The sequence below is a fragment of the Stenotrophomonas sp. YJH_SMC_131 genome, assembly GCF_059367975.1.
Map to the genome: position 1 here is coordinate 722,748 of NZ_JCAFRJ010000001.1, position 15,607 is coordinate 738,354.

A 15,607-nucleotide genomic window follows, 5' to 3' on the forward strand; every position below is an offset into this window, starting at 1 on the left:
CGCGCATTGTACCTGCGCCTGCCGTGGCCCCTTATCCTTTGCATATGAACGCCCCGCTCTTCCCGATTTCCCCGCTGCTGCCGCAGATCCAGCAGCAGCTGGCCGTGCAACCACGGCTGGTGCTGGAGGCCCCGCCCGGTGCCGGCAAGACCACCCAGGTGCCGCTGGCGCTGCTCGACGCGCCGTGGCTGCAGGGCCGCAAGATCATTCTGCTGGAACCACGCCGGGTCGCCGCGCGCAGCGCGGCGCTGTTCATGGCACGGCAGCTGGGTGAGGAGGTCGGCGGCACGGTCGGCTACCGCATCCGCTTCGAGAACAAGGTATCCGCGCGCACCCGCATCGAGGTGGTCACCGAGGGCATCCTGACCCGGATGCTGCAGGACGACCCGATGCTGGAAACCGTCGGCGCGATCCTGTTCGATGAATTCCACGAGCGCCATCTCAGTGGGGATCTGGGCCTGGCGCTGGCGCTGGACGTGCAGGCGCAGCTGCGCGACGACCTGCGCCTGGTGGTGATGTCGGCCACGCTGGACGGCGAGCGGCTGGCACGCTTCCTCGATGCGCCGCGGCTGAGCAGCGAGGGCCGCAGTTATCCGGTGGCGATCAGCCACTTCCCGGCGCGCCGCGATGAAGCCCTGGAACTGCAGGTGCGCCGCGCGGTGCAGCAGGCACTGGCCGAGCACCCCGGTGACCTGCTGGTGTTCCTGCCCGGCCAGCGCGAGATCGCGCGCGTCCAGGCCGGCCTGCAGGAGTCACTCGATGGCAACGTCGAGGTGCTGGCGCTGCATGGCGAGCTGCCGGTCGAACAACAGGCGCGCGTGTTGCAGGCCGCCAGCGATGGCCGCCGTCGCGTGGTGCTGGCGACCAACGTGGCCGAGTCGTCGGTGACCCTGCCCGGCGTGCGCGTGGTGATCGACAGCGGCCAGGCGCGCGAGCCGCGCTACGACCCCAACAGCGGCTTCACCCGGCTGGACGTGGTGGCCATCGCGCAGGCGTCGGCCGACCAGCGCGCGGGCCGTGCCGGTCGCGTGGCCGAGGGCGTGGCCTGGCGGCTGTGGCCGCAGTCGCAGCGGCTGGAGCCGCAGCGCCGCGCGGAGATCGACCAGGTGGAACTGGCCGGACTGGCGCTGGAACTGGCCGCGTGGGGCAGCAGCGACCTGCGCTTCCTCGACCCGCCACCGGCCGGCCCGATGGGTGCGGCGCGCGAACTGCTGCAACGCCTGGGTGCACTGTCGGACTCGGGCGCGATCACCGCACTCGGGCGCCGTGTACTGGCGCTGGGTACGCACCCGCGGATGGCGGCGATGCTGCTGGCAGCGCCCGATGCCCGCGCGCAGGCGCTGGCCGCCGATCTGGCCGCCCTGCTGGAAGCGCGCGACCCGCTGCGCCAGGGCGGTGACGCGCTGGCGGCCCGCTGGCGCGCACTGGCCGCGTTCCGCACTGGCCGCGCGCCGGGCGATGCCAACCGCAGCGGGCTGGCCGCCATTGATGCCGCCGCCAAGCAGTGGCGTCGCCGCCTGCGCTGCGAGGCTACGCCGCCGGCCAGCATCGAGGCGCACGAACTGGGCGATCTGCTTGCACACGCCTTTCCCGACCGGATCGGTTTCCAGCATCCCGGCGATCCGCTGCGCTACCTGCTGGCCAATGGCCGCAGCGCGCGCCTGCACGAACTGAGTGACCTGCGCGGTGAGCCGTGGCTGGTGGCCAGCGAACTGCGCTTCGAGGCGCGCGATGCGCTGCTGCTGCGTGCCGCACCGGTGGATGAAGGCCAGCTGCGCAAGGCATGGCCGGAGCGCTTCGTCACCGAAGACGTGGTGCGCTGGGAGAGCGAGCGACGCGCCCTGGTGGCGCTGCGCGAGACCCGTTTCGACCGGATCGTGCTGGACAGCCGCTCGGCCGGCCGGGTCGATCCGCAGCACGCCGCGCAGGCGCTGACCGATGCGGTGGCCGAGCTCGGCCTGCAGGCGCTGCCGTGGACCGAGGGCCTGCGCCAGTGGCAGGCACGGGTGGAATCGCTGCGGCGCTGGATGCCCGAGCTCGGCCTGCCCGACTGCAGCGACGATGCCCTGCTGGCCACGCGCGCGCAATGGCTGCAGCCCGCGTTCGCCGGCAGGACGCGACTGGATGCGCTGGATGAATCCAGCTTCGGCGAGGCGCTGAAATCGCCACTGGAGTGGTCACAACGGCAGTTGGTCGAGCGTCATGCGCCGACCCGCATCACCGTGCCGTCCGGACTGGAGCGGCCGATCACCTATGCGCTGGACAGCGAGAGCGGCGATCCGCTGCCGCCGGTGCTGGCGGTGAAGCTGCAGGAACTGTTCGGCCTGGCCGACACGCCGCGCATCGCCGATGGCCGCGTGCCGCTGACCCTGCACCTGCTCTCCCCCGGCGGCCGCCCGCTGCAGGTCACCCAGGATCTGCGCAACTTCTGGGAAAGCACCTACGCCGAAGTGAAAAAGGAGATGAAGGGCCGTTACCCGCGCCACCCATGGCCGGATGATCCGTGGACGGCGACGGCCACGCACCGGGCCAAGCCGCGCGGAACCTGATTGGTAGTGCCGGCCGCTGGCCGACAGCCCCCTGGCACCAGGCGGAGAGCATTGCCGGCCAGCGACCGGCACTACCGGGTGCGGAGCCTGCCTGATCCTGAATGGCTGCGGTAAAGTCACACCACGTGCGTCCCCGACTGACATACCGTTTACGGGCAACACGCGACACTGGACTTCGACCCGAGGCAAAGGACCCCCGCATGAGCAAGCTGACCGTAATCACCGACCGCGCTCTGGAGCGCGCCCTGGAGCTGGCCCACACCGCCGGCGATGGCCTGAAGAGCGCCGGTGGCAGCCTGCGCAACGCGGACTGGATCAAGACCGGCGCCGCCCTCGGCGCAGTGAAGACCGGCGGCAAGGTCGCCACCAAGTTCGCCCGCCGCAACCCGGCCGTGACCATTGCCGCGGCTGCCGTCGGCGTCGGCCTGCTCGGCTATGCGCTGTACCGCAAGCAGCAGAAGAAGAAGGCTGCCAATGGCCACGTGGTGAATGGGCAGGCGCAGCGCATCCACGCACGCGACCGTCGCAACGACACCGTGGTGGACGAGCACAGCGATATCGGCAGCGACGCGTGAAGCTGCCCGGGTCAGAGCCCTTCCGCAGGAAGGGCTCTGACCCTACCAGCTACGAGAGGGCCGGATGCCGCGAGGTATCCGGCCCTTTCTGTTTCAACCGATCTGCCGCCACTGCCCCGGCTGCAGGTCGTCCAGCCGGTAGGGCCCCATCGCCACCCGCACCAGCCGCAGCGTTGGCAGGTTCACTGCCGCGGTCATCCGCCGCACCTGGCGGTTGCGGCCCTCGCGGATCGTGATCGCCAGCCAGGCATCGGGCACGGTCTTGCGGAAGCGCACCGGCGGATCGCGTGTCCACAGCGACGGCGCCGGATCGAGGCGCTCGATCTTCGCCGGCAAGGTCGGCCCGTCATTCAGCTCCACCCCATCGCGCAACCGTTGCAGCTGCTCATCGCTGGGCGTGCCTTCCACCTGCACCCAGTAGGTCTTGTCGGCCTTGTGCTTCGGGTCGGTCAACGTGTGCGCCAGCGTGCCGTTATCCGTCAGCAGCAGCAGGCCTTCGCTGTCATGGTCCAGGCGACCGGCGGCATACACGCGCGGCGGCAGGCCGAACCCGGACAGCGTCGGTCGCGGCGGTACGCTGCGGTCGGTGAACTGGCAGAGCACGTTGAAGGGCTTGTTGAAGGCGATCAGCATTGCGGGCACGGCAGTCGGCGGGTGGCGCATTGTCCCATGCCGCGCCACGCGCCACTCGGCTGTAGAGCCGAGCCCATGCTCGGCTCATCGCGCACAGCACGGCGGAACGCAACAGCAGCCGAGCATGGGCTCGGCTCTACAGAGTCAGCATGCGCCAGCCCGGCACCCCTCTTACGGCTTGATGAAGCGCAGGGTCATGCGGTCGCTTTCGCCGATCGTCTGGTACTTCGCATCATCGGCCTTGTCGTGCTGGTTGGTCGGCGGCAGCGTCCACACGCCGTTCGGGTGGTCCTTGGTGTCGCGCGGGTTGGCGTTGACCTCACTGCGCGCGTCCAGCTTGAAGCCGGCGGCCTCGGCCATCGCGATCACCTGCTGCTGGCCGACATAGCCGGTGTCATCGTCGTCAGCCACGTCGGCCTTGGCGCGGTGCTCGACCACGCCCAGCACGCCGCCCGGCTTGAGCACGTTGAAGAAGCCCTGGAACATGCCCTGCGCCTGGCCGGCCTTGCGCCAGTTGTGCACGTTGCGGAAGGTCAGCACCACATCGGCTGAACCGGCCGGGCCGAACACCGGCTTGGCCGGATCGTAGGCCACCACGGCAGTCTTGCCGAACTGTGCCGGTGCAGCGGCGTACTTCCTTTCCAGGCTGTCGCGGCTGCGCTGCTGGTAGTCACGGCCGCGGCCTTCGGGCACCGCCATCGGATCGACCACCGCAGCAACGTAGTGGCCCTTGTCGTGCAGCAGCGGCGCCAGGATCTCCGAGTACCAGCCGTTGCCGGGGGTGATCTCGATGACGGTCTTTTCCGGCGTCACCTTGAAGAACGACAGCGTCTGCGCCGGGTGGCGGAAACCGTCGCGCTTGACGTTGTTGGCATCGCGGGTGGGCGCCTTCACCGCCGCGTCGATGGCCGGCGACACCTGGATCTTCGCCGGCGCGACCGTGGCCGGTGCGGCAAACGCAGGAACAGCGGCAAGCAGGGCCGAAGCAAGCAGCAGGCGGCAACCACGCAGGGACGAAGCAGGCATCATCGGAGCGACTCCAGCGGAAGATGCGGCGAGACTAGCAGCCGCGGCGCCCCAGGTGTTCACAAAACGTTAGCCGCGTGCGTATCGCGGAACACTGTTTTGTGGTCGCCGCCGCAGCACGGTCACACTACGCGTTCTATTCTGGAGCACTTCCCCCAAGGAGTCCGTGCCCATGACGGCAACCCGCGAACTGGGCCGTTCCGGCCTGCATGTACGTCCGCTCGCCTTCGGTGGCAACGTGTTCGGCTGGAGCGCCGATGAGAAGGCCAGCTTCGCCCTGCTCGATGCCTTCGTCGACGCCGGCTTCAACCTGGTCGACACCGCCGATGTGTATTCGGCCTGGGTGCCGGGCAACGCCGGCGGCGAATCGGAAACGCTGATCGGCAAATGGTTCGCGCGCAGCGGAAAGCGCGACAAAGTGGTGCTGGCGACCAAGGTGGCCAAATGGGCCGAACGCCCCGGCCTGACCCCGGACAACATCAATGCGGCCGTCGAGGATTCGCTGCGCCGCCTGCAGACCGACGTGATCGATCTGTACCAGGCCCACGAGGATGATGAGTCGACGCCACTGGAAGCGACCCTGGCCGCGTTCGGCCGCCTGATCGAAGCCGGCAAGGTGCGCGCCATCGGTGCCTCCAACTACAGCGCCACGCGCCTGGCCGATGCGCTGAAGGTGTCCACCGACTACAAGCTGCCGCGTTACGAAACCCTACAGCCGGAGTACAACCTGTACGACCGTGCCGGCTACGAGAAGGAGCTGGAACCGCTGGTGCAGCGCGAACAGATCGGCGTGATCGGCTACTACGCCCTGGCCAGTGGCTTCCTCAGCGGCAAGTACCGCACACCGGCCGATGCGGCCAAGAGCCCGGCACGTGGCGAAACGGTGGTGAAGCGCTATCTGAACCCGCGCGGCCTGCGCATCCTGCAGGCGCTGGATGACGTGGCCAGCAAGCACAATGCCAGCGCCGCACAGATCGCACTGGCATGGCAGATCGCGCGGCCGTCGATCACCGCGCCGATCGTCAGCGCCACCAGCGTCGAACAGCTGCACGATCTGCTGGCAGCGGCCAACGTGTCGCTGAGCGTGCAGGATGTCGCGCAGCTGGATGCCGCCAGCGCCGAAGCGTGAGGCCCGGTAGTGCCGGCCGCTGGCCGGCATTGCACAACAGCGAAGAAAATAATTGAACAAAATGGTTGCACGCGACTAAATCGTGGTTTATCGTGCGCACCTCGTTTCAACAACCACTGGAAACTTCCCTTGAACGCGCATTCCGTCGCCATCGCCAAACTGCTGCCATGCCTGCGCATGGACGGGCTGGCGCGCGCGTTTGGCAAGGAAGACCAACTGACAACGGCCTGATACCCGCCCTGCGGAGATCGGCCACCCCGATCTCCGAGGCCTGACGACGCCCTCGGAACGCAAGTCCCGGGGGCGTTTTCGTTTGCGTCGGCACAAGGACCCGCGATGCCAGAACTGCACCCCGCGCGGCAACCCGCCGCTCACTGACCCAGGTTTCTCCCGCCCCGCCGAAGGATTTACTTCGCGCGATCGGCTGCGCCCGGACATTATCTGCATCGCATCAAAACATTATCGCTCGTCGATAATGTCGGTGGCCTGCACCCTCGATTCTCCAACGGTCCCGTTTCCATCACGGGCTGGTGCGCGCGGCGTTGCCGTGGCGTATGCCGGAGGTCGCGGACATGCCATCGCCTGGATCGCCTGCTGGAGGCAGGCGCCGGTTCGCCGGTACGCGGTTCGATTCCGCGCGGTCCCCAACTGGATAGCTCAGCAGGGTAGAGCAACGGATCCTGATTCCGTCTGTCGTGGGTTCGACTCCCACTCCAAACCACATGACCTGTCACGTCATGACTTGAAGCAACACCCGGGGCGCAAGCCCCAGCGGCCATTGTCGCCGTCCACCGCCATCGCCTTCGGGCGGGGCGTGGAAGGCAACGGACCGCACGCCGGGCCCCGGCCCGCCGCCACTGCCAGCCACGTTCCGCCCCGGTGCTGCCTGCCGGGAACGGCGATGGCAGCACTGCCGGCGCACCGAAGGCTCCGCGCGCGGACCGTCCGCCGATGGCCGCCCTCTTCCGCTGCCTGCACGTGGTGTGCAGGCGGCCGCGCCACGACCTGATCGACCCGGGTCATGGCGATTCATCCGCAACGGGTCGAACCACCAGAGCCATACAAGGAGAGACTCCCATGTTCTGGACCATCAAGGTCGTGATCGGCGACGGCGAGCGCGGCCTGGTGTATCGCAACCGTCGTTTCCAGCAGATGCTGCTGCCGGGCGTGCACCGCCTGTCGCCGTTCGGCGGCCGCCCGCACGTGGACATCCACACCGCATCGAAGGGCGCGGCCTATACAGGCAGCGACCAGGACAGCCTGATCGAGGCACTGGGCGCGACGCTGGACACGCACTTCGTGCTGGCCAATGTCAGCGCCACCGAAGTCGGCCTGTTGCTGCGCAACGGCCGCATCGATGAAGTGCTGCCGCCGGGCAGCCGCCGTCTGTACTGGCGGGGTTCGGTCGACACCCAGGTACGCGTGATGGCGCTGGGTGACGAGCCGCGCATCCCGGCGGACGTGCAGCAACGCCTGGGCCAGCTGGGCGTGCTGCCGCGTGTGGCGGTGATCAGCACCGTGCCAAGCGAGTCGGTCGGCCTGCTGTTCATCGATGGCACGCTGCGGCAGACGCTGGACGCCGGCCTGCACGCGTTCTGGAACTTCAACGGCAACGTGTCGGTGGAGCGCGTGGAACTGCGTGCACGTTCGCTGGACGTGTCCGGCCAGGAGCTGCTCAGCCGCGACAAGGTGACCCTGCGGGTGAACCTGGCCGCGACCGTGCAGGTGATCGACCCGGTGCGTGCACACCGCACGCTCAGCAATGCCGATGAGTTCGTCTACCGGCAGCTGCAGTTCGGCCTGCGCCAGGCGATAGCCGCGCGCAGCCTGGACGAGCTGCTGGGCGACAAGGCGGCGCTGGACGGCGAGATCGCCGCCCATGTGCAGGCCGCGATCGAGGGCCACGGCGTGCGGCTGCTCGGCGTGGGCATCAAGGACGTGATCCTGCCGGGCGAGATGAAGGAGATCCTCAATGGCGTGGTGCTGGCCGAGAAGCAGGCCCAGGCCAGCGTGATCCGTCGCCGCGAGGAGGCCAACGCCACGCGTTCGCAGCTCAACACCGCAAAGCTGATCGAGGACAACCCGGTGCTGATGCGCTTGAAGGAGCTGGAGGCACTGGAGAAGGTCACCGAGAAGATCGACACGCTCACCGTGTTCGGCGGCCTGGATGGCGTGCTGAAGCAGCTGGTGACGATCAGGTAGGGGGTAGCGGCGGCGCAGGGACGCGCCGCCGGCCCATCAAGGACATACACGAAGACATGGACACTCAACACAACTATCAATGGCTGCACGCCGAGGGCACCACGCCGATCAAGGGCTGGGTCAACGGTGTGCCGCTGGAAGCGCAGGCGCATGAGCAGCTGCGCAACATCGCCGCGATCCCGTTCGTCGGGCCGTGGGTGGCCGTGATGCCGGACGTGCACCTGGGCAAGGGCGCGACCGTCGGCTCGGTGATCCCGACCCGCGGTGCGATCATCCCGGCCGCGGTCGGCGTCGACATCGGCTGCGGCATGGCGGCGGTACGCACCACGCTGCGCGCCAACGACCTGCCCGACGACCTGCGGCAGCTGCGCAACAGCATCGAGCGCAGCATTCCGGTCGGCAACGGACGCGGCGGCGAGCATCACCGCATGCCCGACAGCATCCACACGCGGCTCGTGCAGTCCGGGCTGGCCGCCGGCCTGGATAAGATCAAGGACAGGCACCGCAGAATCCGCACCGACAAGCTCGACCGCCAGCTGGGTACGCTGGGTGGTGGCAACCACTTCATCGAACTGTGCCTGGACGAGACGGACACGGTGTGGGTGATGCTGCACAGCGGATCGCGCGGCACCGGCAACCTGATCGGCACCTACTTCATCGAGAAGGCGCGCGAGGAACTGGCCCGGCGCGTGCTCGGCTTCCACCTGCCGGACAAGGACCTGGCGTTCTTCATGGAAGGCGAGCCGCTGTTCGATGACTACGTCGAAGCCGTGTCGTGGGCGCAGGACTACGCCCGGCAGAACCGCGAGGCGATGATGTCGCGCGTGCTGGCCGAGATGCGCCACCGCTTGCCGAAGTTCCAGCTGGCAGCGATGGCGGTGAACTGCCACCACAACTACGTGCAGAAGGAGACGCACCACGGCCAGGAACTGCTGGTGACCCGGAAGGGGGCGGTGAGTGCGCGCGAAGGCGAGCTGGGCATCATTCCCGGCAGCATGGGCACGCGCAGCTACATCGTGCGCGGCAAGGGCAACGCCGACAGCTTCCACAGCTGCAGCCACGGTGCCGGCCGGGTGATGAGCCGTGGCACGGCGCGCCAGCAGATCACGCTGGCCCAGCACCGCGAGGCCACCGCGCACGTGGAATGCCGCAAGGACAGCGGCGTGCTGGACGAGTCACCGGCCGCGTACAAGTCGATCGACGATGTGATGGCCGCGCAGCTGGACCTGGTCGAGGTGGTGCACACCCTGCGCCAGGTGCTGTGCGTGAAGGGGTAACGGAGCGGTGCCGGCCAAGGCCGGCCTCTACCAGAGCAGCACGTCGCGTCGGGGGTCAGATCGCTTTCTGCGAAAGGGATCTGACCCCGGCACATTCAGCGCGGCACGCTGTCTTCGGCCACCAGCGCATGATGCACGCCGATGCCCGCGCGCACGCCTTCGGCCATGGCCAGGGTGATGTTGCCGACCGTCGTCGCATCGCCTGCGGCATACACGTTGGGCACCGAGGTCTGCTTCATCATGTCGACCTCGATCAGCACCCCCAGCGGGCTCTCGACCAAGGTGCAGCCAAGCTGCTGCACCAATGGCGTGGCCATCGCCTGGGTGGCCGGTACGAACAGCGCACGCTGGGCGATGCGGCGGCCATCGGCCAGCTCCACTTCCAGCCAGGTCGGCTGGTCGCCCTGCACGCCCAGCACCGGCGACGTCTCGATCTGCACGCCGCGCTGCTGCATGGCAGCCCGTTCCTCATCGGTGATCGGCAGGCCCTGGCTGAAGAAGGTGACATTGCCCCAGTCGGCAAACAGCGGCGCCTTGCCGGCGGACATCGGATGGCCGCCAAGCAGGCCGATGGCGCCGCCACCCACTTCGTAACCATGGCAGTAGGGGCAGTGCAGCACGGTGCTGCCCCAGCGCGCGGCCAGCCCGGGCAGTTCCGGCAGCTGGTCGGCGATACCGCTGGCCAGCAGCAGCTTGCGCGCGGCCAGCACCTGGCCATCGGCGGTACGTACTTCCACGCCCTCTGCGCTGGCGTTGGCCTGCACAGCCTCGGCATGCACCCAGCGCACGCTGGGGTAATCCAGCAGCTGCTGGCGCGCGGTCTTCAGCAGCTCGGCGCCGCTGATGCCATCCAGCCCTGGCACCCCGTGCGAATGGCTGGCGAAGCGGTTGCGCGGCGAGCCGGCGTCGATGACGGTGACCGGCCGCCGGGCGCGGGCCAGGATCAGGCCGGCGGCAATGCCGGCGTAGCTGCCGCCGACGATGAGCACATCAGGATTCATGAGGACCTTCCAGGGAACGGTGATGGGCGAGATGGCGGGCGAAGTCGGCGCCGAGCTGGTCCAGCGTGGTCGCCCGCAGGCGCGCCTCCAGCAACCGCTGTGCCTCGCGTGCCCCCTCCAGCAGCGCGCTGTTGACCAGCTGCTGGATCGGGCAGCCGCCGCCGGCGTCGCGGGCGCCGACCTGCACCAGCGGTGGTGCGCCCACGGCCAGATAGATGTCATGCAGGGTGATCGTTGCAGCGTCGCGGGCCAGCTGGCTGCCACCGCCATGACCGCGGGTGCTGCGTACCAAGCTGGCCTTGTGCAGCTGCGCCAGCAGACGGCGGATCACCACCGGATGGGTCGGCAGGCAGGACGCCAGCTGCCCGGAGGTGCGCGGGCCATCCTGGCCGACCAGATGCGCCATCACGTGCAGGGCGTCAGAGAGCGGGTTCGCGGATTTCATGTAACTACATTAGTTACATTTATATCCCCTGTCCAGGGTCCGCATTTGTTCCATATGGACACATTTGTCCTATGAAACACTTCCTTCACATCACTAAACGAAACGCTAATGTGATGTTCGTCGCACTTCAGCGGAAGCGTAGCGGGTCGATACCGCATTGCCCCTTCCCGAGAGTGCTTCCCGATGAATGCGTCTGTCCGTGCTCCGCGCCTGCAGTCCAAGCTGCTCGGCGCGGTTTCTGTTGGCTTGGCCGTGGTCCTGCTGTGCGCGCTGGCAGGCCTGGCCTCCGCCTGGTTGAAGTTGTCCACCGAGGTCCCGCCCGAAGTCGCGCACAGCCGCGATGCCGAACGCCTGCAGCGTGAGTTCCGTGGCCAGGTGCAGGAATGGAAGAACGTGCTGCTGCGCGGGCACGACGATGCGCTGCGCCAACGCCACCTGGATGGCTTCGACAGCGAAGGCCGCCTGGTCGGGCAACTGGCCAAGGGTCTGGCCACCAGCCCGGACCCGCGCACGCGTGAGCTGGCGCAGGCGTTCGTTGGCCTGCACGCGCAGCTGCAGCAGGACTATCACGCGGCGCTGCAGGCATTTGCCGCGGCCGGCTACGATCCCGCGGCCGGCGACAACCTGGTGCGCGGCAAGGATCGCCCGGTGGCGATGGCTCTGGATGCGCTGAGCACGCACGCCACGCAGGTGGCTGAAGCGGCGGTGGCGTCCCGTTCGCAGCAGGCCCGGCAGACCCTGCTGCTGTGCGCGGCGCTGACCGTGCTGGCCGCCGTGCTGCTGCTGATCGGTCTGGCCTGGTGGCTGCGGCGTGCGGTGGTGCAGCCGGTGCTGGCAGTGGAAGCAGCGGCGCGTGCGGTGGCCGCCGGTGACCTGCAGCACGCAGTACAGGTGCGCAGCCGCGACGAGATCGGTCGCCTCGCGCAGGCCATGCAGGCGGTGCAATCCACGCTGCGCAGCGTGCTGGATGCACAGGCCGCGATGGCGCAGGCGCACGAAGCCGGCACCATCAGCCATCGCATGGACGCCGCTGCCTTCCCCGGCGCGTTCGGCACCATGGTGGCCGACTGCAACGCACTGGTCGATGCGCATATCCGGGTGAAGATGCGCGCGATCTCGATCATGGGCCGCTACGCGGTCGGCGACCTCAGCCAGGACATGGAACGCCTGCCCGGCGAGAAGGCGGTGATCACCGAAGCGCTGGACATGGCCAAGCACAACCTCGGCCTGATCAATGGCGAGATCCGCCGCCTGGCCGAGGCGGCGGCCGCCGGTGACTTCAGCCAGCGCGGCGACACTGCCCGCTTCGAGCATGATTTCCGTGCAATGGTCGAAGGCCTGAACCGCCTGATGCAGACTACCGAACTGAACCTCGGCGAAGTCTCGACGATGCTGCGCGCGATCGCCGATGGCCGTCTCGGCGCGCGCATGCACGGTGATTTCCAGGGGGTGTTCGCCCGTATCGCCGGCGATGCCAATACCACCGCCACGCAGCTGGCGACCATCGTCACCGACATCAAGCACGCCTCCGGCAACATCCACACCGCCGCCGCGGAGATCGCCGCCGGCAACAATGACCTGTCGCGCCGCACCGAGCAGCAGGCGGCCAACCTGGAGGAGACCGCGGCATCGATGGAGGAGCTGACCTCCACCGTGCGCCAGAACGCCGAACATGCGCGCCAGGCCAACCAGCTGGCGATCGGCGCCCATACGGTCGCCTCGCACGGTGGCAGCGTGGTCGGCCAGGTGGTGGCGACGATGGGCGCGATCGAGACCTCGTCGCGGCAGATCGCCGAGATCATCAGCGTCATCGATGGCATCGCCTTCCAGACCAACATCCTGGCGCTGAATGCCGCGGTGGAAGCGGCACGCGCCGGAGAACAGGGCCGCGGCTTCGCGGTGGTCGCCAGCGAAGTGCGCACGCTGGCGCAGCGCTCGGCGGCAGCCGCGAAGGAGATCAAGTCACTGATCGAAGCCTCGGTGGAACAGGTTGGCCATGGCGCACAGCGCGTGCGCGAGGCAGGCGACACCATGGCCGAGATCGTTGCATCGGTGCAGCGCGTGACCGACATCATGGCCGAGATCTCCGCGGCCTCGCAGGAGCAGAGCGCGGGCATCGAACAGGTCAGCCAGACCGTGATCCAGATGGACGGCACGACCCAGCAGAACGCCGCGCTGGTGGAAGAAGCCAGCGCCGCCGCGCGCAGCCTGGAGCAGCAGGCCAACCGCCTGATCGATGCGGTGGATGTGTTCGACCTGTCGACCACGGCGGCGGCGAAGGGCGGGCTGGCACGCGCGGCTTGATTGATCCGGTTGCCGGCCAGCGGCCGGCACTACCGTCGAGCGCAGACAGGGGGAGTGCCGGCCGCTGGCCGGCCGCGTCCAACGCTGCATGGGTGGCGGCATGAACAGTGCGGACCAACGGTCCGCACCCACCACCACCTGCCGTCGTACACGTCGATGCAATGCACCGTTGCCGGCATGCACACGGCCGCTGGCCTACCCTTTCGTGGATATTCCCGCCTCCCTCCCCCTCTGCTGGAGCCCCCATGACTGTCCCCGCCTTCGGTCTCGGTACCTTCCGCCTGAAAGACCAGACCGTGATCGACTCCGTGCGCAACGCGCTGGCGGTCGGCTACCGCGCCATCGATACCGCGCAGATCTACGGCAACGAAGCCGAGGTCGGCCAGGCCATCGCCGATTCCGGCGTGCCGCGCGACGACATCTACCTGACCACCAAGGTCTGGATCACCGCGTTCAAGCGCGATGCGCTGCTCGCCAGCCTGCGCACCAGCCTGGAAAAGCTGCGAACCGAGTACGTCGACCTGGCGCTGATCCACTGGCCATCGCCGAACGACAAGGTCGACGTGCCGATGGAGGAGTACCTGGCCGCACTGGCTGAAGCCAAGGCGCAGGGCCTGACCCGCGAGATCGGCATCTCCAACTTCACCATCGCGCAGACCCGCAAGGCGATCGGCATCCTCGGCGCCGGTGCCATTGCCACCAACCAGATCGAAATCCACCCCTACCTGCAGAATCGCCTGCTGGTGAAGTTCCTGCAGGACAACGGCATCCACATCACCGCCTACATGAGCCTGGCCTACGGCGAGGTGATCAAGGACCCGGTGATCCAGGCCATTGCCGGACGCCACCAGGCCACGCCGGCGCAGGTCGCGCTGGCCTGGGCGCTGCAGCAGGGTTTCTCGGTCATTCCGTCCTCGACCAAGCGCGAGAACCTGGCGAGCAACCTGGAAGCGGCAGCGATCCGCCTGACCGACGAAGACATGGCACAGATCGCCAAGCTCGACCGCGGCCATCGCCTGGCCAACCCGGAAGGCATCGCCCCGGCCTGGGATTGAGGCAGTGGTGCTGTAGAGCCGAGCGCACGCTCGGCTGCTGCCTCCCCGGAACCGAGCATGGCTCGGCTCTACAGGTAGGTGCCGACCTTGGTCGGCACTGAGCCCTGATCGATCGTTGGAACACCGTGCCGACCAAGGTCGGCACCTACGAGAGGGCGGGGATCATCCCCTGCCCTGCAGCAACCACCCACGCATCGCCGCACTGACCTCGTCCGGCTTCTCCATCGGTGCCAGGTGCCCGCAGTCAGGCACCACCACCAGCTGCGAGTGCGGCACCATCGCGTGCATTTCCTCGCTCACCGCCAGCGGCGTGATGCGATCGTTCGCGCCGCACACGATCAGCAGCGGATCGCGGTAGCCGGCCAGCACATCATGGCCATCGCGGCGTTCCAGCGCGCTCTGGCGCAGGAACACGTCCGCGCCCAGGCGGGCGGTCATGTCGCGCACGCGCTGCACCAGCACGTAGTCATCCAGCCGCGACGCATCGATGTAGCTGCGCATCAGCACATCGCCGAAGCCGTGGAACTTCCCCGGCAGGCGCACGCTGGCACGTTGGCTGCGGCGCTGCTCGGCACGTTCCGGTGAATCGGCGTGGATCGAGGTATCGATCAGCGCCAGCTGCAGCACGCGCTCCGGCGCAATGCGCAGGATCTGCTGGGCGACGAAGCCGCCCAATGAGAAACCGGCCAGCGCAAAGCGCTCCGGTGCCTGTGCGAGTACGTCCTCGGCCACCGCCTGCAGGGTCTCGCCACGGGTCTGGTCGCCTACTGTGCAGTCGGCGATGTCGGCCAGGTCGGCCAGCTGCGCGCGCCACAGCTCGGCATCGTTGAGCAGGCCGGGCAGCAGCAGCAGGGGAATACGGTCGGTCATGGGGGTATTGTCGCGCCAGCACGGTGACGGAACCATGCCGCAACAGGCGGTTGCGTTGTAGAGTCGCGCCATGCTCGACTGCTGCACGGCCCGTCGAGCATGGCTCGACTCTCAGAAGGCAGCGATACGGACGCGACCATGGCAGACCCCTACAACAGCGGCACCCCCACCCCACCCGCGCTCCGCTTCGATGATGCGCTGGTCACCACCGCCTTCGAGCTGCCTGGGCACCGCGTCGTGCGCAACCTCGGTGTGGTGCGCGGCATCACCGTGCGCTCGCGCTCGATCGTCGGCAACTTCCTCGGCGGTATCCAGACGATCTTCGGTGGCAACATCACCATCTATACCGAACTGTGCGAACAGGCCCGCGAGGAAACCTACCGCGACATGGTCAAGCATGCACGGCAGCTGGGTGCCAACGCGATCATCGGCATGCGCTACGACGCCACCGATGTGATGACCGGGCTGACCGAGGTGCTGTGCTACGGCACGGCGGTGGTGGTGGAACCCACGCGTTGAAGCTGTAGAGCCGAGCCCATGC

The 15,607-nt window shown here is 68.1% G+C and carries 13 protein-coding genes and 1 tRNA gene; 9 read left to right on the top strand and 5 right to left on the bottom strand.

Annotated elements, in window-relative coordinates; translation table 11 throughout:
* Window positions 1-44: 44 nt before the first annotated feature.
* Both hrpB and AC5P56_RS03330 read left to right on the top strand, forming a co-directional pair.
* Window positions 45-2,549 (top strand): ATP-dependent helicase HrpB, encoded by a 2,505-nt coding sequence (gene hrpB / locus AC5P56_RS03325; RefSeq protein ID WP_197576162.1) that lies wholly within the window; start codon window positions 45-47, stop codon window positions 2,547-2,549.
* A gap of 200 nt (window positions 2,550-2,749) precedes the next feature.
* A complete protein-coding gene (locus AC5P56_RS03330; RefSeq protein WP_014648816.1) occupies window positions 2,750-3,124 on the top strand; it encodes a hypothetical protein in 375 nt (124 codons plus the stop codon).
* Window positions 3,125-3,217: 93 nt separating this feature from the next.
* Here AC5P56_RS03330 and AC5P56_RS03335 read toward each other — a convergent pair whose 3' ends face one another.
* Complete coding sequence (locus AC5P56_RS03335) at window positions 3,218-3,757, bottom strand: pseudouridine synthase (RefSeq protein WP_111205360.1); 540 nt, start codon at window positions 3,755-3,757, stop codon at window positions 3,218-3,220.
* Between the two features lie 171 nt (window positions 3,758-3,928).
* Complete coding sequence (locus tag AC5P56_RS03340) at window positions 3,929-4,786, bottom strand: class I SAM-dependent methyltransferase (protein ID WP_134809419.1); 858 nt, start codon at window positions 4,784-4,786, stop codon at window positions 3,929-3,931.
* Between the two features lie 169 nt (window positions 4,787-4,955).
* Here AC5P56_RS03340 and AC5P56_RS03345 point away from each other — a divergent pair, with 169 nt between their 5' ends.
* The 4 genes from AC5P56_RS03345 to AC5P56_RS03360 all read left to right on the top strand — a co-directional run bounded on the left by AC5P56_RS03345 (window position 4,956) and on the right by AC5P56_RS03360 (window position 9,391).
* Complete coding sequence (locus AC5P56_RS03345; RefSeq protein WP_014648819.1) at window positions 4,956-5,912, top strand: aldo/keto reductase; 957 nt, start codon at window positions 4,956-4,958, stop codon at window positions 5,910-5,912.
* Window positions 5,913-6,560: 648 nt separating this feature from the next.
* Window positions 6,561-6,633: transfer RNA gene (locus AC5P56_RS03350), tRNA-Gln, on the top strand.
* Between the two features lie 356 nt (window positions 6,634-6,989).
* Window positions 6,990-8,114, top strand: coding sequence for a slipin family protein (locus AC5P56_RS03355; RefSeq protein WP_014648820.1), 1,125 nt, complete (start codon window positions 6,990-6,992; stop codon window positions 8,112-8,114).
* A gap of 56 nt (window positions 8,115-8,170) precedes the next feature.
* A complete protein-coding gene (locus tag AC5P56_RS03360; protein WP_134809417.1) occupies window positions 8,171-9,391 on the top strand; it encodes an RtcB family protein in 1,221 nt (406 codons plus the stop codon).
* A 95-nt stretch (window positions 9,392-9,486) separates the two neighbouring features.
* Here the strand turns inward: AC5P56_RS03360 and AC5P56_RS03365 are convergent, their stop codons facing one another.
* Window positions 9,487-10,392: an NAD(P)/FAD-dependent oxidoreductase gene (locus AC5P56_RS03365; protein WP_049442056.1), complete on the bottom strand. Its 906-nt coding sequence runs from the start codon at window positions 10,390-10,392 to the stop codon at window positions 9,487-9,489.
* Window positions 10,382-10,837, bottom strand: coding sequence for an Rrf2 family transcriptional regulator (locus tag AC5P56_RS03370; protein WP_014648823.1), 456 nt, complete (start codon window positions 10,835-10,837; stop codon window positions 10,382-10,384). Before AC5P56_RS03370 ends, AC5P56_RS03365 begins: the two co-directional genes overlap by 11 nt.
* Window positions 10,838-11,020: 183 nt before the next feature.
* On the opposite strand from AC5P56_RS03370, the gene AC5P56_RS03375 reads away from it, so the two are divergent.
* Together AC5P56_RS03375 and dkgB are read left to right on the top strand one after the other, a co-directional pair.
* The gene (locus tag AC5P56_RS03375; protein ID WP_134809416.1) at window positions 11,021-13,141 is read left to right on the top strand and encodes a methyl-accepting chemotaxis protein; all 2,121 of its coding nucleotides are present in this window, start codon (window positions 11,021-11,023) and stop codon (window positions 13,139-13,141) included.
* Window positions 13,142-13,386: 245 nt separating this feature from the next.
* Window positions 13,387-14,196, top strand: coding sequence for a 2,5-didehydrogluconate reductase DkgB (dkgB, locus tag AC5P56_RS03380; protein WP_014648825.1), 810 nt, complete (start codon window positions 13,387-13,389; stop codon window positions 14,194-14,196).
* 162 nt (window positions 14,197-14,358) lie between these two features.
* Here the strand turns inward: dkgB and AC5P56_RS03385 are convergent, their stop codons facing one another.
* The gene (locus AC5P56_RS03385) at window positions 14,359-15,066 is read right to left on the bottom strand and encodes an alpha/beta fold hydrolase (protein WP_032960593.1); all 708 of its coding nucleotides are present in this window, start codon (window positions 15,064-15,066) and stop codon (window positions 14,359-14,361) included.
* A gap of 138 nt (window positions 15,067-15,204) precedes the next feature.
* On the opposite strand from AC5P56_RS03385, the gene AC5P56_RS03390 reads away from it, so the two are divergent.
* Window positions 15,205-15,585: a YbjQ family protein gene (locus AC5P56_RS03390; protein WP_241887723.1), complete on the top strand. Its 381-nt coding sequence runs from the start codon at window positions 15,205-15,207 to the stop codon at window positions 15,583-15,585.
* Window positions 15,586-15,607 lie beyond the last annotated feature (22 nt).